This window comes from Bartonella taylorii (assembly GCF_023920105.1).
GTDB lineage: Bacteria > Pseudomonadota > Alphaproteobacteria > Rhizobiales > Rhizobiaceae > Bartonella > Bartonella taylorii.
On sequence record NZ_CP083693.1, the window covers coordinates 1,642,350 to 1,666,630 of the forward strand.

Sequence of the window (24,281 nt, forward strand, 5' to 3'; positions counted from 1 at the left end):
CTCAATATGCCCGTACAATATTAGAAATATGTATAAAATTCAGACTTGTAATAAAATTTGCAAAAAGCGCTGTTTTCTATTTTTACACAATAACTCGCTTTTTTTATCAATTTTATACAAAATAAAAAAACTATACTCTTTAAGGAGCTTCTTCTTTTAAAAGTGAAAAAGCACCTAGAGCCTCTTTAACTTCTTTGAAAAAAAAGCAAAGTTAATCAGTTTTTTCTCACTTTATCTTTTTTCCGCCATTGTGAAGGTTGTAATTCAGCCACGACAATCCCAATCAAGATGAGTACTCCCCCAAACAAAGCCAAAGGAGATAAACGCTCACCAGCTAAACGCCCAACAATGCCAGCCCATACAGGTTCACCCGCGTAAATGAGTGTTGCACGTGTAGGAGAAATAGACTTTTGTGCCCAATTCATCGCCAATTGAATGATAGCACTCATCAATGCCAATCCTATACCGATACTCAGCCATACCCACGAAAATTCAGGAATGCTTTCACCCATCAAAGGCATACAAAGAAATGACAAAAGACCACTAAAAAATAACTGCATAATCGTTACACGCCGGCTATCAACCTTGTTAGCAAACATTCCAATGAGTATAACCTCTGCAGCAATTGCTAAAGCACCTAACAAAGTCAGAATTTCACCTTTTGAAAAATCGAACCTTCCCGGCTTTTGTCCAGAAATAAGTACAAGCCCAATAAAAGCAAAAACGATACCGATCCAACAAGCTAAACGAGGTGGTTTTTTAAAAACAATCCATTGCAATATTGGAACTATAGGGACATAAAGCGCCGTAATAAAAGCCGACTGACTACTCATAATGGTTTGCAGTCCCATAGCTTGCAAAGCGTAACCCAGAAACATTCCCAAACCAATAGCCATTCCAGCAAAAGTTTCATAAACAGTTATATCTTTCATAGAGCGCCAAAAAATTGCCCCACATATAAGCGATGCAATAATAAAACGAAATCCCACAAAAAAGAGAGGACCGCTATAACGTACTGCGATATGAATTACTAAAAATGTAATGCCCCACAATATTGTTGCAATAAATAATGCTAATTCTGGCTTGCTTAATAAAGGATGTTTCAACTGTTTTATATTAGTCATGAAAGGTTTTTCTCCTCCAATTTTTCCGTATATCTTATGGAACAATAAGCGTTCCCGCTCCCTGTTCGGTGAACAGCTCTAGCAAGACAGAATGGGGAGTTTTGCCATTTAGAATAACAACACCTTCGACACCATTTTGAAGGGCTTTCATACAAGTCTCTACCTTTGGAATCATACCATCTGAAATTGTTCCATTTTTGATAAGATTTTCAGCTTCAGAAATTGTCAATTTCTTTAAAAGTTTACCCTGTTTATCTAAGACACCAGAAACATCTGTTAGAAACAAAAGGCGTTTGGCCTCTAATGCACCGGCAATGGCTCCAGCAAAAATATCAGCATTAATATTATAGGTTTTACCATCGCGACCTGGAGCTACAGGAGCAAGAACTGGAATCATTTCAGAACATGCCAAAAGATCCAGTAATGTGCGATCAACTTCAACAGGTTCACCAACAAATCCCAAATCTAAAACACGTTCAATATGTGAATCGGGATCAATTATAGTTTTATATGCCTTTTCGGCAAAAACCATATTGCCATCCTTGCCGCACAACCCTATTGCCCATTCACCCTCTGCATTGATGAGAGCGACTATTTCCTTGTTTATGGAGCCTGCCAAAACCATTTCAACCACTTCCACAATCCGCTCATCGGTTACGCGTAAACCATTTTCAAACCGTGACTCAATGCCCATTTTCATCAAAATTTCTGCAATTTGAGGACCTCCACCATGAACAACAACGGGATTAATTCCTGATTGCTTCAACAGAGCAATATCACGCGCAAACGCTCGCCCCAAAGCAGGATCACCCATAGCGTGACCACCATATTTTACAACGACGGTTTCATTTTCATATTTTTGCATATAAGGTAAAGCAGACGATAAAAATGCTGCTTGTTTTTCAAAAACATCTGCAACATCGTTTTCAACATCATCCATTGAAGGGCCTCCTCATCACTTTTTACCCTTTCTTAGTAAAGTTTAGGAAAAGCGAAAATAAGTTTTTCTCTATCTGTTACCCTAAAAAACACTTAATTTTTCTTTAAATTACGACTAAAGTAGTAATGAGATAAAAAAGTAGCTTCCTTAAAAAAACTCGCATAAAAAAATTAATCAAGATAGGCGTACAAAATGTCATTGTTTTATGATCTTATGTATAAAATTAGGAAGTAGAATTTAGAAGAAATGTTAAGCTACGCTGTACATTCAACTCATTTGTTTTACCCTATGGATCTTTAACAATGAATGTGGATGTATACAACCATTGATTTTATTAAGATGAAAACAAAAATTCTTTATAATGGTGAAACTAATCGCCAATACAAGAAATGGCTCAATCACAGATATACCAGATAGGCTAAAGCCCTAACCTAGCAATTCCTCTTTTTCACAATAATTGGAAATCAAAAACATCACTCGAACAATCTATCCCGTAGCAGCACAATTCAGCTTTGTAATCTTGTAAGACCATACAAACTTTCTTGAAATATTGCATAAAATTATGAAAATGTACTTGTTTTAGTCATTTAAAGAAGCCCCAATTTATTCAAATTCTGCTATAGGTATTAACTAAGCTTTTGCTACCCCATCGGTTCCTATCTTTCATCAAGCAATTTTACAGTTTTAGTTTAAAAGAAAAACGAATGACAAGACTCAAAGCAAAGTATATTTTTAGTGGAAGAGCTATAAAATAAAATACCTTATACTCATTGGTAATAAGAGTCCATCAAAGAACAGCCAATCTGGGCTCAAACAAGAACAAGAGGAATCTCCATTTTTTTCAACGAGTGTGATGCAATAGAAAATTCAATTAAAATAATCTTTCAAGTGGATTCTCCCTCTCTTGATTCTGTTGAGCATTCACTCATTTCGACCAGAAATATTCTCAAAAAATTCCTTCATCCGCGAAAAAAAACCGTGTGATTGCGGTGAATTCTCATAATTGGAAAGCTTTTCAAATTTTTGCAACAATTCGCGCTGCTCTTGTGTTAATTTCTGTGGTGTTTCGATAGCGATATGGATATAAAGGTCACCCCTTGTCTGCTGACGACGCAACATGGGCATGCCCTTGCCTTTAAGGCGAAATTGGCATCCATTTTGTGTCCCTTCTGGAACCTTAACACGTGCTTTGATTCCATCAAGGTCGGAAACCTCAAACTCTCCTCCTAAAGCAGCTGTCACCATTGAAATAGGAACACGGCAGTGAAGATCTGCCCCTTCTCGCTGAAAAAACTCATGTGGTTTAATGGAAAGAAAAATATAAAGATCACCGCTAGGGCCACCACGAATGCCAGAATCTCCTTCACCAGAAAGGCGAATACGTGTACCATCTTCAATACCAGCTGGAATATTCACGCTCAATGAACGCTTTTTTTCCATCCGTCTCGTCCCCTGACATTTCGGGCATGGATCCGTAATCGTTTCACCACGTCCATGACATGCAGGACATGTTCGCTCAATAGAAAAGAAACCTTGGGCAGCACGCACACGGCCAGCCCCATGACAAGTTCCACAAACTTGTGGCTTAGAGCCCTTTTTCGCACCCGATCCTTCACAAGCATCACAAGTAACAGAATTAGGAATATTAATTTGCGCAGTTTTTCCTGAAAATGCCTCTTCCAAGGTCACTTCCATATTATAACTCAGATCTGCACCACGCTCACGCCCATCACTACGCTTACGGTGCGCCCCTCCCATAATTTCGCCAAAAAAATCTTCAAAAATGTCGGAAAATCCACCACTGGCTGCAAAACCACTAAAGGGATTTGCTCCCTCGCGGCCATTATTTTCAAAAGCCGCATGACCAAATCGATCATAAGCAGCGCGCTTTTGAGGGTCTTTGAGAACTTCATAAGCTTCGCCGATTTCTTTAAATTTCCGCTCTGCCTCTTTATCCCCTGCGTTCCGATCAGGATGATATTGCATCGCTAACCTACGAAACGCAGATTTCAGCTTTTTATCATCACATTCGCGAGTCACGCCAAGAATTTCATAATAATCAACCTTCATCATGTATTCCTGATAATTTTTTGTTATCCATTTTAATGGATAAGATTTGTTTTCAATTTATATTTTTAGTCACAAAGTTGCAACTCATCTCAAATAACAAATCCCAGCCTCATATCTCAAAGGCTGGGTTTATTAATTGATCAATACATTTGCTTACACTATTTCTTCTTATCATTAATTTCTTCAAAATCAGCATCAACAACATCATCACCCTTGGTATCTGTTTCAGTGTTATCTGTTGCTGCTTGTGAAGCTTCATACATCGCCTGTCCAAGCTTCATACTGACTTCTGCTAATTTCTGCATTTTTGCTGTCACTTCTTCAATATCACTGCCATCAAGTACAGACTTCAAATCAGATATCGCAGATTCAATTTGTTCCTTTTCTTCAGTTGATACTTTGTCACCATATTCATTTAATGACTTTTCAGTTGAATGGATAAGAGCTTCCGCTTGATTTCTAGCCTCCACACCTTCACGGCGCTTTTTGTCCTCAGCTGCATGCTCTTCCGCATCCTTTACCATTTTTTCTATGTCAGCATCACTTAAACCACCTGATGCTTGAATACGAATTTGATGTTCTTTACCGGTTCCTTTATCCTTAGCCGAAACATTTACAATACCATTCGCATCAATATCAAAAGTAACCTCAATCTGAGGCATACCACGCGGTGCTGGTGGAATGCCAACAAGATCAAATTGGGCCAACAACTTGTTATCGTTAGCCATTTCGCGTTCACCTTGGAAAACACGAATAGTCACAGCATTCTGATTATCATCAGCTGTTGAAAAAACTTGCGATTTTTTCGTTGGGATAGTGGTATTGCGTTCAATGAGACGTGTAAAAACTCCACCCAATGTTTCAATACCCAAAGATAAAGGTGTTACATCCAAGAGCAATACGTCTTTTACATCACCCTGCAATACTCCCCCTTGAATGGCAGCTCCCATTGCAACAACTTCATCGGGATTAACACCTTTGTGTGGATCTTTGCCAAAGAAGCTCTGTACAACTTCTTGAATCTTGGGCATACGTGTCATACCACCCACTAAAACAACTTCGTCAATCTCACCCGCTTTCAATCCTGCATCTTTCAATGCAGCTTTACACGGCTCAATAGTGCGCTGAACCAAATCATCAACGAGAGATTCAAATTTCGCGCGAGTCAATTTCATCGTTAAGTGCTTAGGGCCAGATTGATCTGCCGTAATAAATGGCAAATTAACTTCTGTTTGTTGTGAAGAAGAAAGTTCAATCTTTGCTTTTTCTGCTGCTTCTTTTAAACGCTGCAATGCTAGTTTATCATTTTTCAGATCAATCCCTTGTTCTTTCTTGAATTCATCGGCAAAATAACCAACCAGGCGCATGTCAAAATCTTCACCACCTAGAAAAGTATCTCCATTGGTTGACTTAACTTCAAAAACACCATCTCCAATTTCAAGCACAGAAATATCAAATGTACCGCCACCAAGGTCGTAAACAGCAATGGTTTTTCCGTCTTTTTTATCCAAACCATATGCTAAAGCAGCTGCTGTTGGCTCATTGATAATCCGCAAAACTTCAAGTCCAGCAATTTTACCCGCATCTTTAGTGGCTTGACGTTGTGCATCGTTAAAATACGCAGGAACCGTAATAACCGCTTGCTCAACTTTTTCACCAAGATAAGACTCAGCAGTTTCTTTCATCTTTTGCAAAATCATAGCTGAAATTTGTGATGGAGAATATTTCTTACCCGCTTCTTCAACCCACGCATCACCATTGTCACCTTTAACAATTTTATAAGGCACAAGCGCTTTATCTTTTTCAACCATAGGATCATCAAAACGACGGCCAATCAAGCGCTTAACTGCAAAAACCGTTCCTTCAGGATTCGTAACCGCTTGCCGTTTAGCAGGTTGCCCAACAAGTCGCTCTCCCCCATCAGTAAAGGCAACAACAGAAGGTGTTGTCCGCGCTCCCTCTGAATTTTCAATAACCTTTGCGTTTTTGCCATCCATAACAGCGACACAAGAGTTAGTTGTCCCCAAATCAATACCAATTACTTTTGCCATATTATAATCTCCATTCAGCAAGCTATCTCAACCTTCATCAAGCATCTTTCCAAGAAAGCTCCTCATAACACTCAAAGCCTGCATCTCACTTCAAGTTACACAAACAATAAACTGCAAGTCGCAACAAGCCTTTCTGCTTCGTATATAAGAACAGGCTCTTATCGCTACAAGAGAATAATGAGAACATTCTCAAAATAAAATTTTTCTTTTAAAAGAGGTATTCTACTTACGCACAAACGCTATCTTTATTAAAGAAGTGGGAATCAGAGCATATCTTTGTTTACGATGCTTATAAACCTTTCTCAACCACATCTCTAATAACCGCCTATCATACAACCAATAACATCGCCTACCTATAGCATTAAACTTCATCTTGCTAAACACATAGCTTGTGAGGATATTATCCGTCACTTTTCTCTCAACAGCTCTGTCTCTAACAAACCTAATTGTTCACTATCATTTGAAAGCTATATTTTGAATACATCCTATATGACCTCCTTTTTACCTGTATATTAAATTTGCAAATATATAAGGACGCCCCCCTTCGCCTTTCGTAGTATCACCTCAAACCTTATCGCCTTCCTATAAAACCAAGAGATCTATACCTCCTATCTTTATTCGTATAATTCTAGCAATTCTCTCTTTTATTTTGAAAAAAAACTCTGCTAGAAATAGATAAAAGTGAATCTCACAAAGGAGGGTAAATCAATGATGACATTTATCGTTGGAAGAATAAAGGATCTCATATCTAAAGATCCAGTTCTCGCACAATATACACTTAAAAAAGTTATCACAAATGTAGTGTGGGCTCTTCTCTTTGCTTTCATAGCCCTACCAGCAACTGCTCAACAATATCAAGTTGGAGATATAGAAATCCTTCATCCTTGGACGCGCGCAACTCCCAAAGGTATAAAAGTTGGCAGCGGTTATCTCTACATCATTAATCATGGCAGTACCCCAGATCGTTTAGTTTCTGTTTCAACAAACGGAGTACAGACAACAGAAATCCACTCTATGGCAGTCGTTAACGATATCATGAAAATGGAAAAAATGCATAATGGCATCGAAATTCCAGGCAATGGTGAAATCACCCTTAAGCCTGGGGGTGATCATATTATGTTCATGGGGCTTACACAACCATTCAAGTTAGGTGACAAAATCAGCGCAAAATTGACGTTTGAGAAAGCAGGAACAATTGATGTTGACTTCTCTGTAAATCCCATGGGAGGAAGATCATCTTCTAAATCAGCACCTACGAACTAAGCTCTTTTTTACTATTCAATGCACATTCAATATAACAATAACAAAAAGAAGCGTGAAAATTTTCCTCACGCTTCTTAATTTTTAGCGTTGCGGAATATACCGCAAAAAAATAAAAAAACTTATCTTCCGTTTGATTAAACGCGATCAATTTCAGGAATGCGCAAAACTTGACCAGGATAAATTTTATCAGGTGATTTCAGCATTGGCTTATTGGCTTCAAAAATAAGTATGTTTTTATCACCTTGCCCTTTCCCATAGACTTCCTCAGCAATTTTCCAAAGATTATCACCAGATTTCACCTCATAAAAGCGAGAAGTTTTTGTAGGTGCAGTATCTGTAATCTTTAACTGGTCAACATCAACAGAAGAGATGCCCTGCGAATTGCCAACAACCAAAAGTGCTTTTTCAAGAGTTTCCCTATCTGGAACTTCACCACTCAAAATAGCTTTACCGTTTTCAACCTGTATATTTACTTTTTCCGTGTCCAATTGAAAATTATCAAATGCAGCCTTAAAATCTTTTTCTTCTGGTTCATGATCGCCAATACCAAGTTTTTCACCAACTGTTTTAATAAAATTAAAAAACCCCATTATGGCCTCCTTGTGTGCAGTGGAAGCAAATTTGTGCGCATATGTTACCACACTCTTTTCTTTGCTCTTAAAACAGATAGGTAGATTTTCTAAACTTCAACAACCAAAAACAAACCTGTTCAATTCTGGGACAAAGCCAACAACAAATTTTGATAAAAAAAGCCTTTATGAAAATTTTCTCTCAAGCAAAGGGATCTTAACACGCGCAAAAGCATTATAAAATTACAAAGATAAAACAATCTTTTACCGTAAAAATGAAAGGGGTTTTACTCTGCTACAATTTGTATCACATTTGTTTTGCAAAAAAAATGTGAACTCCCATATAAATAGCGTGAGTAGTTTGCTACCACAGCAATAGAAAGGTCTAAGAAGCCATGAAAGATACACCAACAATCACGCAAACGATTGTACTTGTTGATGATGACCGCAATATTTTGACATCTTTATCTTTTGCGCTTGAGACAGAAGGCTATCGGGTTGAAAGCTATACAGATGGAGCATCTGCACTCAAAGGTTTAACACTCCATCCCCCACACTTAGCTATTTTTGATATTAAAATGCCCCGAATGGATGGGATGGAACTCTTGCGCCGATTGCGGCAAAAGTCTGATATTCCAGTTATTTTTCTTACCTCTAAGGATGATGAAATCGATGAACTGTTTGGTCTCAAAATGGGTGCTGACGATTTTATTACCAAACCTTTCTCTCAACGTCTTCTCATTGAGCGCGTAAAAGCTATTTTGCGCCGTTCTAGTGCGCGTAACCAACCACTTGCAACGGGAGCTTCTCCCACCTCTTCTCTTAAACGCGGAGATCTTGTGATGGATCAAGAACGCCACACCTGTACATGGAAAGATAAACCTGTTATCCTGACTGTTACAGAATTTCTGATTCTACAGACCTTAGCGCAAAGACCAGGAGTTGTAAAAAGTCGTGATGCTTTGATGGATGCTGCCTATAGTGATCAAGTCTATGTAGATGACCGCACCATCGACAGTCACATTAAACGTCTGCGAAAGAAGTTTAAACAAGTGGATGATGATTTTGCAATGATTGAAACACTTTATGGTGTAGGCTATCGTTTCCACGAAGTATGAAGCTTTTTTGTCGCACAAGTTTGAACGGCGATCAAATCAATGACAAAAAATACTCAACTGGAAACTCTGCAAAAAACAGCACCAAATGGCATCCCCTCAACACCGTTTTATATGTTTGCCCGTTTGCATCTTCGGATACAACGTCTTCTCAGACAATTGCTTTTTTCTAGTCTTACACGCCGCATTGTTATATTAAATATTGCTGCCCTTGCCGTTTTGGTTACAGGCATTTTATACCTTAATCAATTTCGTGATGGGTTAATTGAAGCGAAAATCAAAAGTTTATGCACTCAAGGAAAAATTATCGCTGGAGCCATTGCCGCTTCTGCAACGGTAGATACAAATTCAATTCTCATTGATCCCCAAAAACTTTTGGAATTACAAACTGGAGAAAGTGTTACCCCCGCACCTCAATCAACAGACTCTTGGGACTTTCCCATCAATCCTGAACAAGTTGCCCCTCTTTTACGACGCCTCATCACACCCAAAACGACAAGAGCACGTATCTATGATCGTGATGCTACTCTCCTTCTTGATTCGCGCGTTCTTTATTCAAGTGGCGAAGTTTTTAGCTATGACTTACCACCACTTAAAACTGAACAAAACACATGGGAACGCCTATCTTCATGGTTTTCAAGTACATTTTATGGCAGTGGTATTGCTCTTGATAGAGAACAAGCAAAAAACAGTGCTATTGCTTACCCAGAAGTATACCGAGCATTAAATGGATCTCTTGCTACTGCTAAAAGACGCAACAGACAAGGTCAATTAATCGTTTCTGTTGCTGTACCTGTTCAACGCTACCGAGCAGTAGTGGGGGCACTTCTTCTTTCCACCACTGGTTCAGACATTGACAACATTGTAAAGGGTGAAAGACTGGTAATTTTTAAAGTTTTTGCTGTTGTAGGCAGCGTGCTTTTGGTACTTTCTTTATTTTTAGCTCACACGATTGCGCATCCCTTAAGCAAATTATCTGCCTCTGCAAACCGTGTGCGCAATGGCAATAATAAGCGTGTAGAAATTCCTGATTTTTCAATGCGTGAAGATGAAATAGGTCATCTTTCTACCTCTATTCGTGATATGACCAATGCCCTTTATATGCGTATTGAAGCCATTGAACGCTTTGCTGCTGATGTAAGCCACGAATTAAAAAATCCGCTTACCTCATTACGAAGTGCTGTTGAAACACTCCCTCTGGCTAAAAATGAAGAAGCACAGGAACAATTGTTTGAAATTATTCAACATGATGTGCGTCGTCTTGATCGTTTGATTACTGACATTTCTGATGCCTCTAGGCTAGATGCAGAGCTTGCTCGCGAAACCGCACAGATCGTTGATATGACATTGCTCTTGGAAAGCCTTGTTCATGCTGTTCAGGAAGTATATCGTAATACGCAAACCATTGATATAAACCTTAATATTGTTCCACATCCTCATGGAAAAGCCTATCTTGTGTTGGGACATGAGCTCCGTTTAGGGCAAGTTATTTCCAATCTCATTGAAAACGCACGCTCCTTCATTCCTCATGATAATGGTAAAATTTGTATAACTATGAAAAGTCATGGTTCAACCCTCGTTTTAATCATTGAAGACAATGGCCCCGGTATTCGTTCAGACAATATTGAACGCATTTTTGAACGTTTCTACACTGATCGACCAAACGAAGATACTTTTGGACAAAATTCAGGACTTGGTCTTTCTATTAGTCGGCAAATCATAGAAGCCCATAATGGGACAATTACAGCCGAAAATATTATTGACCCCAAACTTGGAAATAATAAAATTGGAGCGCGTTTTATTATTATGCTTCCCTTCGCTAAATAAATCTTTTATCCAAAGCAAAAAGTATGAAAACAAAAAATGAAATACTGCACGCAAATTGTCTTCAACTTGGAGGAAAGGGGCTGTTGATTATAGGCCCATCAGGATCAGGAAAATCAACCCTTACTCTTTCTTTGATAGACCGTGCTGAGTGGTCAAAACGTGAAGCAAAACTTATCAGTGATGATTATACAGTGCTTGGTGTAGAAAATGGAAAACTTCACGGATACACTCCAGAAGGTTTACAGGGCGGTATTGAAATTCGCGGTGTAGGTCTTTATACGATAGAGTTTAAAAAGCAAACAACTATCGATTGTGTTATTCTGCTTGGTCCTGAATATGAGCGTTTTTCCACAAATCAAACTTTTCAATTTGCAAATCTGCACATTCCTCTTTTAAAACTCCCTAGCCTTCATGAAGCCGATTGTACAGCCATTTGTCAAGCTATTGAGGCATTCTTTTTTAGAAAAGTATGGCGTAAATCTGTTTGATTTTTTTCTAAAAATAAAAAAATCATCATTTTTGCCTTTTTTTTGCAAATTTTTCTTGGCAGCAGAACAAAGCCTTGTAAAATGTCCTTCCCACCAATATGGTCGGGTATTTAGTTAACAGGAGTTTGTGTAAATGATTGGACTCGTGCTTGTAACGCACGGTGAGCTGGCTGTTGAATTTCTACATGCTGTAGAACATGTTGTTGGAACACAAGAAAAATTTGCAACAATATGCGTCTATCCTGATGATGACATAGATCAGCGCCGAGGTGATATCGTAGCCGCAGTTTCCTCTACAGATGCAAACCATGGTGTAATCATATTAACAGACGTGTTCGGTGGAACACCCTCAAATATGGCTATTCCTGCTATTGAAAAAGGACGCGTTGAAATGATTGCGGGTGTTAATCTTCCCATGCTCATTAAACTGATCTCTATTCGCAAATGTCCTGATATTTCATTATCAGAAGCTTTAAGAATAGCGCAAGAAGCAGGGCGTAAATATATCAATGTACCAGTATGATTGTTATAAGCGGATAATGAAAAACTGATGCTTTCTAAAGATACTCTCCCATGTATAATAAGTCGTCATTTCAATATCTGCAATAAACGTGGATTGCACGCGCGTGCTTCCGCAAAATTTGTACAAACTGTTGACAATTTTAACGCCATTGTTGAAGTTGAAAAAGATGGAAAAATTGTTGGCGGTTCATCCATTATGGGGCTTATGATGTTAGCAGCCTCTCCCGGTTGTAACCTTACTATCCGTGTATCAGGACCAGAAGCAACTGACGCTCTCGATGCTCTTGAAAAACTTATCAACAATAAATTTGGAGAAGAAAACTAAAGCTTTTCACAAAAAAGTATGATGATTATTCTTAAAATAAGGAGAAATTTCTCCAATCATTGTATTGATTGGCTTCTCTATTTTTCCCTTAAAAATATCTGCGTTCATATCCATTATAGATTAGCTGTATAGTTATCATAAGCATAATCCGTATTTTGCACAATATTTGTGTTCACAATCTTTCCTAAAAATTTGACAAATTTGAATATTTACCGTGTATTATGGTTGTGACTACAATCTAACACATATGCTTGAATATTTACAGAAAAGAGAAACATTCACTTTTTGCTGGATATGCCGGCTTTTAAGCTGCTTTAGACAAATATAAAGATAATAACATAAATCAGAAGTTTATAAACTTTCCTTATCTTAGATTGTATTTGTGGTGTTTATCATGAAAGCGCAAGCAATTCTCCACTGTACATTTTTGTAATAAAACGCATGCAAATATGGCTTTTGTTGGCATCATAACCACTCTTTTAAGATTCATAAGCTTTACGCAATTTAATTATTGTAGACATTTTTTAGACATTATTTTTCTACATCATCGCCTTATAATTAGCAGTATGCGCTTTACGCTCATTGTTTGCCATTGCGCTTGCGGTGGCATTTGTTCACTGTAAGGAGATACCATGGACCGTTTGTTTAGTGCTCTTCAGATTCCTCAACAAACAACAGAAGCACTCGTATCACTGCAAAATGGCTTGCCGAACGCGCAGTGGATAAACCCGCAGAACTTTCACATCACTTTGTCTTTTTTTGGTGAAATTGAAAGTTCTCTAGCAGATGAAATTATGCGTGCTTTTGACAAAATAAAACTCCCACCTTTTATGCTACAAACAAGAGGTTTTGAGGTTTTTGGTTCAGAAAATGCACCGCATTCCCTTGTTGTTCGTATTGAGCTTTGTGAAACTCTTAGCCTTTTACATGAAAAGATGCAATGTATTCGGAGCAGCGTGCACTTAACGCCTGACGAGAAACCATTTACTCCGCATATTACTATTGCAAGATTGCTCGACATTAAACCTGATGATCTTCCTTCTTATCTGTCTTCTCGAGGTGATTTTTTGTTTCCTCCTTTTAAGGTTGATCATTTTGTTTTATTTTTGTCGCCATCTCCTTCAAGCGATGCTCCATACATTGTAAAAAGAAGCTGGGCACTCCAAGAATAAAAGGATGTTTTTAACATCCTTTAGAACTCTCTTTGATAGAATGTCTCACCAATGTAGCACTTGCGCATAATACTACATCTTTGCACTGTGGGTGCATTTTTGAGGCATTTTAAGCTGAATCAGACTTAGCAGAAACTTCTTTTGCTCCTCCTTTGGCTACACCCACTATAGCTGGACGCAGAACACGTTCACCGATAATGTAACCTGCCTGAACAACTTGTTGAACAGTGTTATCTGGAACATCAGAGTTAGGAATCTCAAACATCGCTTGATGAAAGTGAGGATCAAATTTTTGCCCTTCTGGATGAATTTTCTGCACTCCGTGACGTTCTAACGCTGCTATCATTGCACGCTCAGTCATTTCAACGCCCTCCGCTAATGTTTTCAAACCAGCATCATTCTCCTTTGCACCTTCTGGAATAGCCTCTAAAGCACGATTGAGGTTATCAGAAACAGACAACATGTCACGTGCAAAATTAGCAATTGAGTAAGCCTTTGCATCCGCCATATCACGCGCAGTACGACGACGAAGGTTTTCCATATCTGCAGCAAGACGTAAAAGCTGATCCTTTAGATCTTTATTTTCGTTCTGCAAAGCAGTCAAAGGATCTATAAACTCATTTTCTTCCTCTGCAACCTCTGCACGAGCCTCTGCTTCACGAGTTTTCAAAAACTCATCCGCTGCTTGTTTAAGTGCATCACGATCAGCTGGATTTTTTAAATCGCGGTTTTCAAATGAAGCATCAGTAAATTTGTTTTTTTCTTCAGACATAAAAATTCCATTCCTTCATAAGATTTGTTATTCTCGATATCGAAATTTTGCAGACAAAAATCAAGGGGTATTACGTATCTTATTACAATGAGCATTTATAATACAAATGTTCATCTAAACGTTTTAACGCAACAGTTGTGATACAAGTTGAGCCGTATAATCAACCATAGGCACAATCCTTGCATAATTAAGCCGTGTGGGTCCAATAACTCCTAAAGCACCAATAACTCTTTGTTTTGAATCACGATAAGGTGCCACCACTAAAGAAGAACCAGAAAGCGAAAACAATTTATTTTCTGAACCAATAAAAATACGAACTCCCGAACCTTCATCCGTTAAATCAAGAAGCTGCGCCATACTTTCACGCGTTTCAAGGTCATCAAACAGATGTCGTAACCGCTCCAAATCTTCTTCTGCTTTCACATCTTCAAGCAAATTACTGCGCCCACGAACAATAAGGTGTACTTTATGATCAGCACCTTCTCCTCCCCAAAGAGCTAGCCCCGTTTCAACAAGATGATGAGACAAATGATCAAGCGCAGCGCGCGTTTCTGAGCATAAACGTGCAATTTCTTCTTTAGCTTCACTCAATGTACGCCCCTGAATATGGGCATTGAGAAAATTTGTTGCCTCTGTCAATTGTGCATGGGTAACACCTTCCGGTAAATGAACAACACGATTTTCAACCTCCCCTTGTTGCGTTACTAAAACTGCAAGAGCCTGTGCCCCATCAAGACGCACAAATTCAATATGCTTCAAGGTCCCTTCATGTTTCGTTGCTAAAACAAGCCCCGCTCCACGTGAAAGATCTGAAAGAACCCGACTCGCTTGAATGAGAAAATGTTCAACAGATTGTGCATGACCAGCCTCCTTGACTTGCGCTTCAATACTTTCACGCTCCTCGTTTGGCAAATCACCCGCTTCCATAAATGCATCAACAAAAAATCTTAATCCTGATTGTGTTGGCATTCGCCCCGCAGATACGTGCGGTGCATAAATCAAACCAAGATGTTCGAGATCACTCATCACATTGCGAATCGTAGCAGGCGATAATGTCTGTTGCAAAAGCCGCGAAAGATTGCGTGATCCTACAGGTTCACCATCATTAAGATAAGCTTCAACAATATGACGAAAGATATCACGCGAACGCTCATCAAGATATTTTAGTTCTTCACCAATAGGTTTGTGCTTCATTACAATTAATTCACTACTCTAAAAATACTTCCTTCTTATATAAGTTTTGCCAAGGTTTGGTCAAATAATCTAAAGTAGTGCAAAGGCACGCTATATATTTATCATAAAAAATGCTATTATTAAAGAAGTAGAGCCTTTATGGCTTTCCAATTATTATCCTTATCAAATACAAAAGATTTCATTTAAATGGAATAGTAATAAACATGCGAAAAGATCGGGTCTTGTAAAATCTTCTAAGATCCCTATCATGCGGTCACTTAAGCTAGTTTTCAGCATAAAAATAGCATCCCCCTTTCGTTTCTGGAGAAATGTATATGAGAAGAATAGCAACAAAAAAACTCGTCATTGCCACACATAACACTGGAAAATTGCATGAAATTACCACATTGGTCGCTCCTTTTGGTTTAACGATACAATCAGCAAAAGAGCTCGGATTACCGGAACCAAAAGAAACGGGAACAACATTTGAAGAAAATGCCTACATTAAAGCTTTTGCAGCAGCAAAAAATACAGGACTTCCGGCTCTTTCTGATGATTCTGGCATGGAAGTGGATGCATTGGGTGGTGCACCGGGTGTTTATACAGCTGATCTCGCTCTTCAACCCGATGGCACACGTAACTTTTCAAAAGCTATGCAAAAAGTAGAAGACGAACTCCAAAAAATTGGAGCACATGAAAAAAGCCAACGGAAAGGTCGATTTATATCAGTCATCTGTATTGCATGGCCCGATGCTCATGCAGACTATTTCCGTGGGTGCGTTGAAGGTACTTTCATTTGGCCACCACGTGGAGACAAAGGTTTTGGCTTTGATCCTATTTTTTTACCAGATGGATATGAAAATACCTTTGGTGAAATGTCAACAGAGCAAAAACATGGCTGGAAGCTCAATGATAAAACACCCCTCTCGCATCGTGCGCGTGCTTTCAAGCTTTTAGCAGAAAACCTTTTAACGCTCTCATGAATGAAGCTTTTGGCATTTATATTCATTGGCCTTTTTGCGCTACTAAATGTCCTTATTGTGACTTTAATTCACACGTTCGTGCCCGTGGCGTTGATCAACCACGCTTTGTAACCGCTTTTGAACGAGAAATAGAAACGCAATATCATAAAATAGGTCCACGTCATATTACAAGTATCTTTATTGGTGGGGGTACACCCTCTCTTATGACCCCTCAAACTGTTGATGCTTTATTGCAAGCACTTGCAAAAAAGTGGACGGTCGATGATAAAGTTGAAATCACACTGGAAGCCAACCCATCAAGTGTAGAAGCAGCACGCTTTCGCGGATACAGAGCGGCAGGAGTTAACCGCTTATCCTTGGGTGTACAAGCACTCAATGACAAGGCACTACGACAACTTGGCCGTCTCCATGATGTAAAACAGGCTCTTCACGCTATTGCTTTGGCCCGGAAAATCTTTCCACGTTTATCCTTTGATCTCATTTATGCCCGCCCCGAGCAAACACTCGAGCAATGGAAAGATGAACTTTTTCAAGCCATTGACTTGGCAGCAGATCATCTTTCTCTTTACCAACTGACTATCGAAGAAGGAACAGCTTTTAAACGGCTTCATGCCGCAGGAAGGCTTATCCTCCCCGCTTCAGAACTCGCAGCAGACCTGTATCATCTTACCCAAGAAATAACTACTACACATGGACTTCCAGCCTATGAAATCTCAAATCACGCAATCCCCGGTGCTGAATCAGCACACAATCTTCTCTATTGGCGTTATCATGAATATGCAGGCTTTGGACCTGGAGCTCATGGTCGCTTTATTGAGCACACACCAAATCACTCCTCTACCTCTTCAAAAGCACTTTCCTTTCCCATTGAAAGTCATGAACGTTATGTCACAATAAATGAAAAATATCCTGAACATTGGCTTGATCTAGTAGAAACTACGGGGCATGGCTGTGTTGAAACAGAACACTTGACCAAAGAGCAACAAGCGAATGAAATGCTCCTCATGGGCTTGCGTCTTTGCGAAGGTTTGAATCTTACTCGTTATGAAATCTTAAACCCCAAGGGTTTATCAATAGAAAGGCTTATCGATTTACAACAACAAGGGCTAGTAGAAATGCTAGGAAATCGGCGCTTAAAAGCGACAAACAAAGGACGCATCCTTCTTGACTACATTATCAACCAATTGGCAAACTAAAATCTTTATGATTCTAAGCTGCCTTCCCATCAATTACTATATAACATTCACGGTTTTTAATTTGTGGTAAAAATGTTAAAAAAAACAATCGCTTCTTTTTTACGCAAAAAAATCAACAATGAAACGCTCATAAATAACAGTGAGAGTTTCCAGTGCATCAAGAGTTACACACTCATCTACCATATGCATCGATTGCCCCGGTAAACCAAATTCAACCACTGGGCAATAATCCTTAATAAATCGCGCATCCGAAGTCCCCCCTGAAGTTGAACATTCTGGTGTATTTCCTGTTACGCTTTTAATAGCATTTGATAAAAGCTTAATGAGTTTATCATTTTTTGTCAAAAAAACATCTCCCAAACTTGGAATCCATTCCAGCTTATAGCAGGGGTATTGATCAGACTTGTTTTTTGGTTGTATTGAAGCAAGACGCTTTTCAATTTTGGCCTTAAGCATTTCTTTTGTCCAAAGATCGTTGTAGCGTATATTAAAACGGATTGTTGTTTGCGCTGGAATAATATTCACCGCCGAATTCCCCGTATCAACAGTTGTTAATTCCAAATTACTTGGTTGAAAATTTTCCGATCCTTGATCTAAAGCAGTTTGTGTCAACGCCTGAATAAGCTTACTTGCTAAAGACAATGGATTAGCTGCCCGCTCAGGAAAGGCAACGTGTCCTTGGCAACCTTTAACCGTGATGATACCAGAAATTGATCCTCGACGTCCAATCTTGATCACATCACCAACAACTTTTACGCTTGTTGGTTCTCCCACAAGAGCTGCAGTCCATTTTTCACCTTTTCGTTCTGCCCATTTGAGAAGTTTGACTGTACCATTAACAGCAGGGCCTTCTTCATCACCGGTAATCAGAAAGCTTACCATTCCTTTAATGGACTGTTTCTCAAGAACTCGAGCCAGTGCCGCAACAAAACAAGCAATTCCACCCTTCATATCAACAGCACCCCGCCCATATAACTTCCCTTTATCTATGACAGCTTCAAAGGGAGGATGTATCCAGTGTTCCAACGCACCTGGTGGCACAACATCAGTATGGCCCGCAAACATAAGATGCGGCCCTTCTCCCCCCATTTTTGCATAAAGATTTTCAACATCTTCTGTATTTTTATCTGAAAAAACAGGACGTTCAATATGAAACCCCATCTTTGCTAGAAATTGTTCCAAAGTTGATAAGGCACCCGCTTCATGAGGTGTGACAGAAGGACAACGAATAAGAGCCTGTAATAGTTGAAGTGGATCTGTAAGGACAGGCATAGCGCTTTTCCAATCTGAACTGAGGGATCACCAGAAATTATTAAGCTGAATTATAAAAAAGATAAAGCAAAAACATTGAAAGCACTCAGCACACTAGGCAGGGGAAGACAATCGTGCTGAGGCTTCAATGGCTTCTTCACCCATGAGTGACAAAGCACACACATAACGGCACACTCAACAGAAAGTTCCATCAAATATTACCTTTTAAGGGCTTTTTATATTTCTAACTTATATGAATGAAAATTGATTGCTTGCAGCATATGACCATTTTCCTTCAACCAAGCACGATACGTTTTACTATCTGGACAAAGCTTTTCACAAAGGTTCCAAAACTTTGGTCCGTGATTCATTTCAACAAGATGAGCGACTTCATGCGCAACGACATATTCAACAATTTCTTTTGGTGCCATAATAAGACGCCAAGAAAAAGAAAGACGCTTGTCTATTGAACAAGATCCCCAACGACTTTTCGTATCTTTATAACAAACTGACTTCACTTTACGCTCTACTTTACGTGCATAATATGCAACCAATGGCGCTATAGTAAGCGCTGCCTGTTTTTTTAGAACATCAGCAACACGCCTTGGCAAATATTCTAATTGACCATAAACGATAATTTGAGGTTCTTGTCCTGCTTCCCCTACAATAATTTCCGATACCCCACGCCCTTCTTTATGTCTTATGGTATGCGCGACACCCAATACAGGAATCGTTTTACCTTTTTTGAGATACGCATTTTCGTGAGAAACACATACACACGTGAGACGTGCTTCAATCCAAAATCGGTGCTTTTCAATGAAATCTTGAACCGAACAGAGACTTAGCGTTGGCGGTGCTGTTACAAAAATTCCCTGCCCACTTGCATCAATACGCAATGTAAGACGGCGCGCGCATTTATGTTTGCGTACACGTAGAGGCACAATACGATCAGAGAAAATAAAATGTTGTTCATAAACGGTCATACATTATGTCTTCATCATCAATGAACTTGCCCCCTTATCCTGCATTAATTCGGTCAATTAATGACCTCAACACTGTTTCGAGGCATTCTAAATCCTGCGGACGCGAAAGCCGATGATCTGCATCACGAATAAGTGTTAATGTTACATCATGTAAAGGCAAATGATCAAGTAAAGACAATGTATGCTGATAGGGTATTTCTGTATCTTCCATCCCTTGCAAAATATGAACCGGACATCCAACATCAATACATCCTTTCATAACACAGTTGTCTCGTCCATCTTCAATCAAAGCCTTTGTAAAAGGCATCGGCTCGGTATCACCAACTGCAGGTCGTTCAATATACCCTTTTTCTTCCAAAATTTTCCATTCCTCCGGCCCTAATTCTGGTTCCACTAATGTTTGCGTAAAATCAGGAGCCGGCGCAATCAACACCATACCAGCAAGGCTCTTATTTTTCTGCGCTAGCATCATAGCAAGCTTGAGAGCAATCCATCCCCCCATAGAGGAACCAATCAAAATTTGTGGTCCTTCACAATAAGCTTCAAAAGTTGCCAGACTTTCCTTCACCCAACGTGAAATCGTTCCTTGAAAAAAATCACCCTCAGACTCTCCATGGCCAGAATAATCAAAACGTAAACAAGACAAGTCATTCTTCTGAGCAAAATTATCAACCATCACCGCCTTACTCCCCAACATATCGGATTGATAGCCAGAAAGCCAAACAAGACTAGGAGAGCTGCGGCCTTTACGATGACGCACTGCAAGAGCAGTACCTTCAAACGAAAAAAATTGGCAAGAAATATTTTGGTCCATGATTCTTTTCCTTCATAAAACATTTTCTCTTATAAAAGAAAAACTTCTATCTTCCAAATCAGCCCACAAAGTCATAAATCAAATAATGAAAAAAGCGCGAATTCTAGTTGTTTTTCTGTGTATAATTGTATATTAAATTATATTGTAGATTAATCAAAATTAAGGAGCATAAACCATTCGTAGACCGTTTAAAATAACACCTACCCAGAAAGACGGGCCACGCTCAAATCAGGACATTCGGGTTCCTCGCGTTCAGCTTATCAATGATGAAGGACAACATCAGGGAATTGTTGCAATACAAGAAGCACTTGCTATGGCCGCAGATGCAGGGCTTGATTTGGTTGAAATTGTACCAAATGCAGAACCGCCCGTGTGTAAAATCATCGATTTGGGCAAATTGAAATATCAAACCCAAAAAAAAGCCGCTGAAACACGTAAAAAGCAAAAGGTCATCGAAATCAAAGAGATTAAGATGCGTCCCAATGTTGATGTGCATGATTATGAAGTTAAGCTCAAAGCCGTTCATCGCTTTATTGGTAATGGTGATAAAGTAAAGGTTACTTTGCGTTTTCGTGGTCGTGAAATGGCACACCAAGATCTTGGATTAAAGCTTCTTCAGCGGGTGAAAGAGGATACCAGTGAAATTTCTAAAATCGAATCTGAACCAAAACTTGAAGGTCGTCAAATGATGATGGTGATAGCACCTAAGTAATATTTCATTGAGATAATATATAAAATGCAACTCATCTAGAGTTGGGATATGGATATGATTTAAAAGTGCTGCATGTTGTTATTGTAGTACTTTTATATTAATGGCTGTTATGCGTCAGCCTCTCTCATTAAGAGAATACTCTTTATTATCAAAAACGACTAAATGTCTTTAATAAGAGTGCTTCAATCTTGCATAAAACAACAATAAAATATAGAAGCACTTCATGATCAAAAAACAAATTTCTGCTTTTGATAAACATCTTATCATCCGTCTTCTGCGAGAAAATTTCCATAAACATGCACGTTGGTACGGTGCTGCTATTTTTTCAATGATCATTATTTCCTGCACAACGGCAGCCAGTGCATGGATTATGCGTGACGTTGTCAATTATATTATTGACGCGCAAAATTTTGGTATGATTGTTCTGATTTCCAGTGTCATTGCTTTCATTTTTATCCTCAAAGGGATTGCAACTTTTGCCCAAACTTACTTTTTGAGCAAAGCAGGCAACAGTATTGTTGCTGAACAACAGCGTAAAATTTACGCGCGTCTTATGGAACAGGGAGTCTCTTTTTATCATAATAATACTTCATCTGACCTTCTTGTGCGCGTAACCCACAATGCTACAGCCGCGCGTAATATCATTGATACAATTATTACAACTTTTGTACGTGATTTACTTTCTGTTAGTGGACTATTGCTTGTCATGTTCATTCAAAATTTTACGTTAATTGCCATTACTTTAATAATAGGACCACTGGCTTTTTTAGGGGTTCGAATGGCTTTAAAACGTGTTCGTAGCCTTGTGGAAAAAGAACTCCTTTCGCTTGGTGAAATTATCAAAATCGTACAAGAAAGTTCTACTGGTATTCGGGTTATCAAAGCTTTTTCATTAGAAGAGTTAATGAAAAAACGTATGGACAAAGCTATTTGCGATGTTGAAAAACAAGCAAACACTATTGCAACACTTCAAGCCATTACAAATCCGATTATGGAAACACTCGCTGGTGTTGCCATTGCGGGTATTATCTGTTTTTCCGGTTATCTTGCAACACAGCGTACAGGCGTTCAAGGTGAGTTCATGTCTTTTATTGTTGCTCTACTTCTTGCTTACGAGCCTGCAAAAAGACTCGCAAATGTACGTGTTAAAATTGAAGCTGGCTTGGTCAATATCCGTACGATGTTTGAAATTCTCGATCGTCCTCTTACTGTTATAGAACATGCAAAAGCTAAAGCTTTAGATAAAACACAAGGAACTATCCGTTTTGAAAACGTTTCTTTTGCATATACGGATAACAAAATGGTATTGAGGAATATTAATCTAGAGATAGAACCTAGAAAAATGACAGCGTTGGTAGGGCCATCTGGTTCGGGAAAATCAACCCTTATAAACCTTATTATGCGCCTTTATGACCCCACAAAAGGACGCATATTGATTAATGATCAAGACATTCGTTATACTACATTTCGCTCCCTTAGAAATCTGATAGCCTATGTAGGACAGGATACTTTTCTCTTCCACGGAACTGTTAAATATAATATTGAGCTTGGAAAAGCAGGAGCCAGCGACGAAGACATTATTAAAGCAGCAAAAGCAGCCAATGCTCACGACTTTATTATGGATCTACCAAATGGCTATGATACACAGATAGGTGATAATGGCTGTAATCTTTCAGGTGGACAAAAACAACGACTCGCTATCGCCAGAGCAATGCTTCATGATAGTGAAATTCTGATTCTTGATGAAGCAACAAGTGCATTAGATTCGCATACTGAAGCACAAATTAATGAAGCCCTTCATCATCTCATAAAAGGGCGCACGACTATCACCATTGCCCATCGCCTTTCAACGATTGCTCGTGCTCATAAAATTGTTGTTATACAAAATGGTCAACTGGTCGAACAAGGTACTCAAAAAGAATTGCTTGCAAAGGAAAATGGTTTTTACAAAAAACTTCACAATATCCAATTCAAACAGCATAAGTCTTAATTTCACCTAAGTAAGCATTTGTGATAAAAAGTGGATAGATAGTCATATTCCTTTGTAAATAATAGGGGTGTTCTCAAGAGGAAGTTATTACATTAAGCACAACGATTGGCAAAAAATTTACAATTTATTGAAGACACATTTTCAGGATTTGTATGAGAATTGAAGAACTTCCCTGTTGTTTTATTGAGGAAATTCATCTTATTTTACAAACAAGGGCTCAATAGCAAGAGTTTCCTCTTTCCGCAGGCAAATGGTATAGCATCCGTAAACATTATGAATTTTTGTGGCTGCAAAAAAGTAGACTTCAAATTTTGAAACAGCTGCCAAAAACTATAATGATAAATCTGGATGATACACCTTTATCTACCACCTATTTCCGTGCTGCCTGTTATAGATTACACCGCAAATTGTCGATAAGCTTAGCATAAAAAGAAACATTGAAGAGAAACAAGTTGAGGATTTATCATTAAACTTCTTCTTGTAGCGGATGCCTTGGACTAAACTGTACGTTTTACTCTCATGTCTAGGAACTAGAATGACATTAAGCACCTTAATTTCTTGAAAGATAAAATACACACGCTGATAAAAGTTATAATCCCAATACGCTAAAAAAACAGGTGAAAAGTAAAACAATATTCCTATCATTCCTTACTGCTAAAAAAGGAAAACATTGCATAGCTATGATAGTTATCATTACAAAAAAGTGACCTTAAAAATGCATCTTCAAGAAAACACAACACATTGACTTATAATGATAATTCATTGTTTTGCAATTTGAATAGAACCTCTGAATACTGTAAGATTTTTTCATTTTAAATCCTTGCCATGCAGGAATCAAAAAATTGTTTGCTTGTACATCACAAGACGAGTCAACGTGAGGGTAAAAAACTATTTAGGCAAACAATAAATATACATTTCATAAACCGTCTCAATGCAAGAAC

Annotated in this window: 21 protein-coding genes; 11 read left to right on the top strand and 10 right to left on the bottom strand. The window is 38.7% G+C overall.

What is annotated here, in order from left to right; all coding sequences use genetic code 11:
• Positions 1–215: 215 nt before the first annotated feature.
• The 4 genes from LBE40_RS07030 to dnaK form a co-directional block, all read right to left on the bottom strand.
• Positions 216–1,124 (bottom strand): DMT family transporter, encoded by a 909-nt coding sequence (locus tag LBE40_RS07030; RefSeq protein WP_004858191.1) that lies wholly within the window; start codon positions 1,122–1,124, stop codon positions 216–218.
• Positions 1,125–1,158: 34 nt separating this feature from the next.
• Positions 1,159–2,064 carry an acetylglutamate kinase gene (gene argB, locus LBE40_RS07035; RefSeq protein ID WP_004858187.1) on the bottom strand — a complete coding sequence of 302 codons (906 nt, stop codon included), beginning with the start codon at positions 2,062–2,064 and terminating at the stop codon, positions 1,159–1,161.
• Positions 2,065–2,985: 921 nt separating this feature from the next.
• The gene (gene dnaJ, locus LBE40_RS07040; protein ID WP_004858183.1) at positions 2,986–4,134 is read right to left on the bottom strand and encodes a molecular chaperone DnaJ; all 1,149 of its coding nucleotides are present in this window, start codon (positions 4,132–4,134) and stop codon (positions 2,986–2,988) included.
• Between the two features lie 158 nt (positions 4,135–4,292).
• Complete coding sequence (gene dnaK / locus LBE40_RS07045; protein WP_004858182.1) at positions 4,293–6,185, bottom strand: molecular chaperone DnaK; 1,893 nt, start codon at positions 6,183–6,185, stop codon at positions 4,293–4,295.
• Positions 6,186–6,893: 708 nt separating this feature from the next.
• Between dnaK and LBE40_RS07050 the strand changes: the two genes are divergently transcribed.
• Entirely contained in the window at positions 6,894–7,448 is a 555-nt protein-coding gene (locus tag LBE40_RS07050; protein ID WP_004858180.1) for a copper chaperone PCu(A)C, read from the top strand.
• Positions 7,449–7,582: 134 nt separating this feature from the next.
• On the opposite strand, the gene lysM is transcribed toward LBE40_RS07050, so the two are convergent.
• A complete protein-coding gene (gene lysM / locus LBE40_RS07055; protein ID WP_004858178.1) occupies positions 7,583–8,038 on the bottom strand; it encodes a peptidoglycan-binding protein LysM in 456 nt (151 codons plus the stop codon).
• A gap of 374 nt (positions 8,039–8,412) precedes the next feature.
• Here lysM and LBE40_RS07060 point away from each other — a divergent pair, with 374 nt between their 5' ends.
• From LBE40_RS07060 to thpR, 6 genes are all read left to right on the top strand, one after another.
• Positions 8,413–9,135: a response regulator transcription factor gene (locus LBE40_RS07060; protein WP_004858177.1), complete on the top strand. Its 723-nt coding sequence runs from the start codon at positions 8,413–8,415 to the stop codon at positions 9,133–9,135.
• 39 nt (positions 9,136–9,174) lie between these two features.
• Entirely contained in the window at positions 9,175–10,959 is a 1,785-nt protein-coding gene (locus LBE40_RS07065; RefSeq protein ID WP_004858175.1) for a sensor histidine kinase, read from the top strand.
• A gap of 23 nt (positions 10,960–10,982) precedes the next feature.
• On the top strand, positions 10,983–11,447 hold the full coding sequence (locus LBE40_RS07070) for an HPr kinase/phosphatase C-terminal domain-containing protein (protein ID WP_004858174.1): 465 nt from the start codon (positions 10,983–10,985) through the stop codon (positions 11,445–11,447).
• Between the two features lie 133 nt (positions 11,448–11,580).
• Positions 11,581–11,970, top strand: a complete 390-nt coding sequence (locus LBE40_RS07075) for a PTS sugar transporter subunit IIA (protein WP_004858172.1) — start codon at positions 11,581–11,583, stop codon at positions 11,968–11,970.
• Positions 11,971–11,997: 27 nt separating this feature from the next.
• Positions 11,998–12,294 (top strand): HPr family phosphocarrier protein, encoded by a 297-nt coding sequence (locus LBE40_RS07080; protein ID WP_004858170.1) that lies wholly within the window; start codon positions 11,998–12,000, stop codon positions 12,292–12,294.
• A 632-nt stretch (positions 12,295–12,926) separates the two neighbouring features.
• Complete coding sequence (gene thpR / locus LBE40_RS07085) at positions 12,927–13,466, top strand: RNA 2',3'-cyclic phosphodiesterase (RefSeq protein WP_004858167.1); 540 nt, start codon at positions 12,927–12,929, stop codon at positions 13,464–13,466.
• A gap of 109 nt (positions 13,467–13,575) precedes the next feature.
• On the opposite strand, the gene grpE is transcribed toward thpR, so the two are convergent.
• Together grpE and hrcA are read right to left on the bottom strand one after the other, a co-directional pair.
• Positions 13,576–14,238 carry a nucleotide exchange factor GrpE gene (grpE, locus tag LBE40_RS07090; RefSeq protein ID WP_004858165.1) on the bottom strand — a complete coding sequence of 221 codons (663 nt, stop codon included), beginning with the start codon at positions 14,236–14,238 and terminating at the stop codon, positions 13,576–13,578.
• 123 nt (positions 14,239–14,361) lie between these two features.
• Positions 14,362–15,432: a heat-inducible transcriptional repressor HrcA gene (gene hrcA / locus LBE40_RS07095; protein ID WP_004858163.1), complete on the bottom strand. Its 1,071-nt coding sequence runs from the start codon at positions 15,430–15,432 to the stop codon at positions 14,362–14,364.
• Positions 15,433–15,746: 314 nt separating this feature from the next.
• On the opposite strand from hrcA, the gene rdgB reads away from it, so the two are divergent.
• Both rdgB and hemW read left to right on the top strand, forming a co-directional pair.
• Positions 15,747–16,394 (top strand): RdgB/HAM1 family non-canonical purine NTP pyrophosphatase, encoded by a 648-nt coding sequence (rdgB, locus tag LBE40_RS07100; RefSeq protein ID WP_004858162.1) that lies wholly within the window; start codon positions 15,747–15,749, stop codon positions 16,392–16,394.
• On the top strand, positions 16,391–17,590 hold the full coding sequence (hemW, locus tag LBE40_RS07105; protein ID WP_004858160.1) for a radical SAM family heme chaperone HemW: 1,200 nt from the start codon (positions 16,391–16,393) through the stop codon (positions 17,588–17,590). The genes rdgB and hemW overlap by 4 nt, the downstream gene beginning before the upstream one ends.
• 99 nt (positions 17,591–17,689) lie before the next feature.
• On the opposite strand, the gene dapE is transcribed toward hemW, so the two are convergent.
• The 3 genes from dapE to LBE40_RS07120 all read right to left on the bottom strand — a co-directional run bounded on the left by dapE (position 17,690) and on the right by LBE40_RS07120 (position 20,638).
• The gene (dapE, locus tag LBE40_RS07110; RefSeq protein WP_004858158.1) at positions 17,690–18,862 is read right to left on the bottom strand and encodes a succinyl-diaminopimelate desuccinylase; all 1,173 of its coding nucleotides are present in this window, start codon (positions 18,860–18,862) and stop codon (positions 17,690–17,692) included.
• Between the two features lie 215 nt (positions 18,863–19,077).
• On the bottom strand, positions 19,078–19,824 hold the full coding sequence (locus LBE40_RS07115) for a M48 family metallopeptidase (RefSeq protein ID WP_004858156.1): 747 nt from the start codon (positions 19,822–19,824) through the stop codon (positions 19,078–19,080).
• Between the two features lie 34 nt (positions 19,825–19,858).
• Positions 19,859–20,638 (bottom strand): alpha/beta hydrolase, encoded by a 780-nt coding sequence (locus LBE40_RS07120; protein ID WP_004858154.1) that lies wholly within the window; start codon positions 20,636–20,638, stop codon positions 19,859–19,861.
• Between the two features lie 193 nt (positions 20,639–20,831).
• Between LBE40_RS07120 and infC the strand changes: the two genes are divergently transcribed.
• Positions 20,832–21,350 carry a translation initiation factor IF-3 gene (gene infC, locus LBE40_RS07125; protein ID WP_040296805.1) on the top strand — a complete coding sequence of 173 codons (519 nt, stop codon included), beginning with the start codon at positions 20,832–20,834 and terminating at the stop codon, positions 21,348–21,350.
• 223 nt (positions 21,351–21,573) lie between these two features.
• Positions 21,574–23,340 carry an ABC transporter ATP-binding protein gene (locus LBE40_RS07130; RefSeq protein WP_004858151.1) on the top strand — a complete coding sequence of 589 codons (1,767 nt, stop codon included), beginning with the start codon at positions 21,574–21,576 and terminating at the stop codon, positions 23,338–23,340.
• The last annotated feature ends 941 nt before the right edge of the window (positions 23,341–24,281 follow it).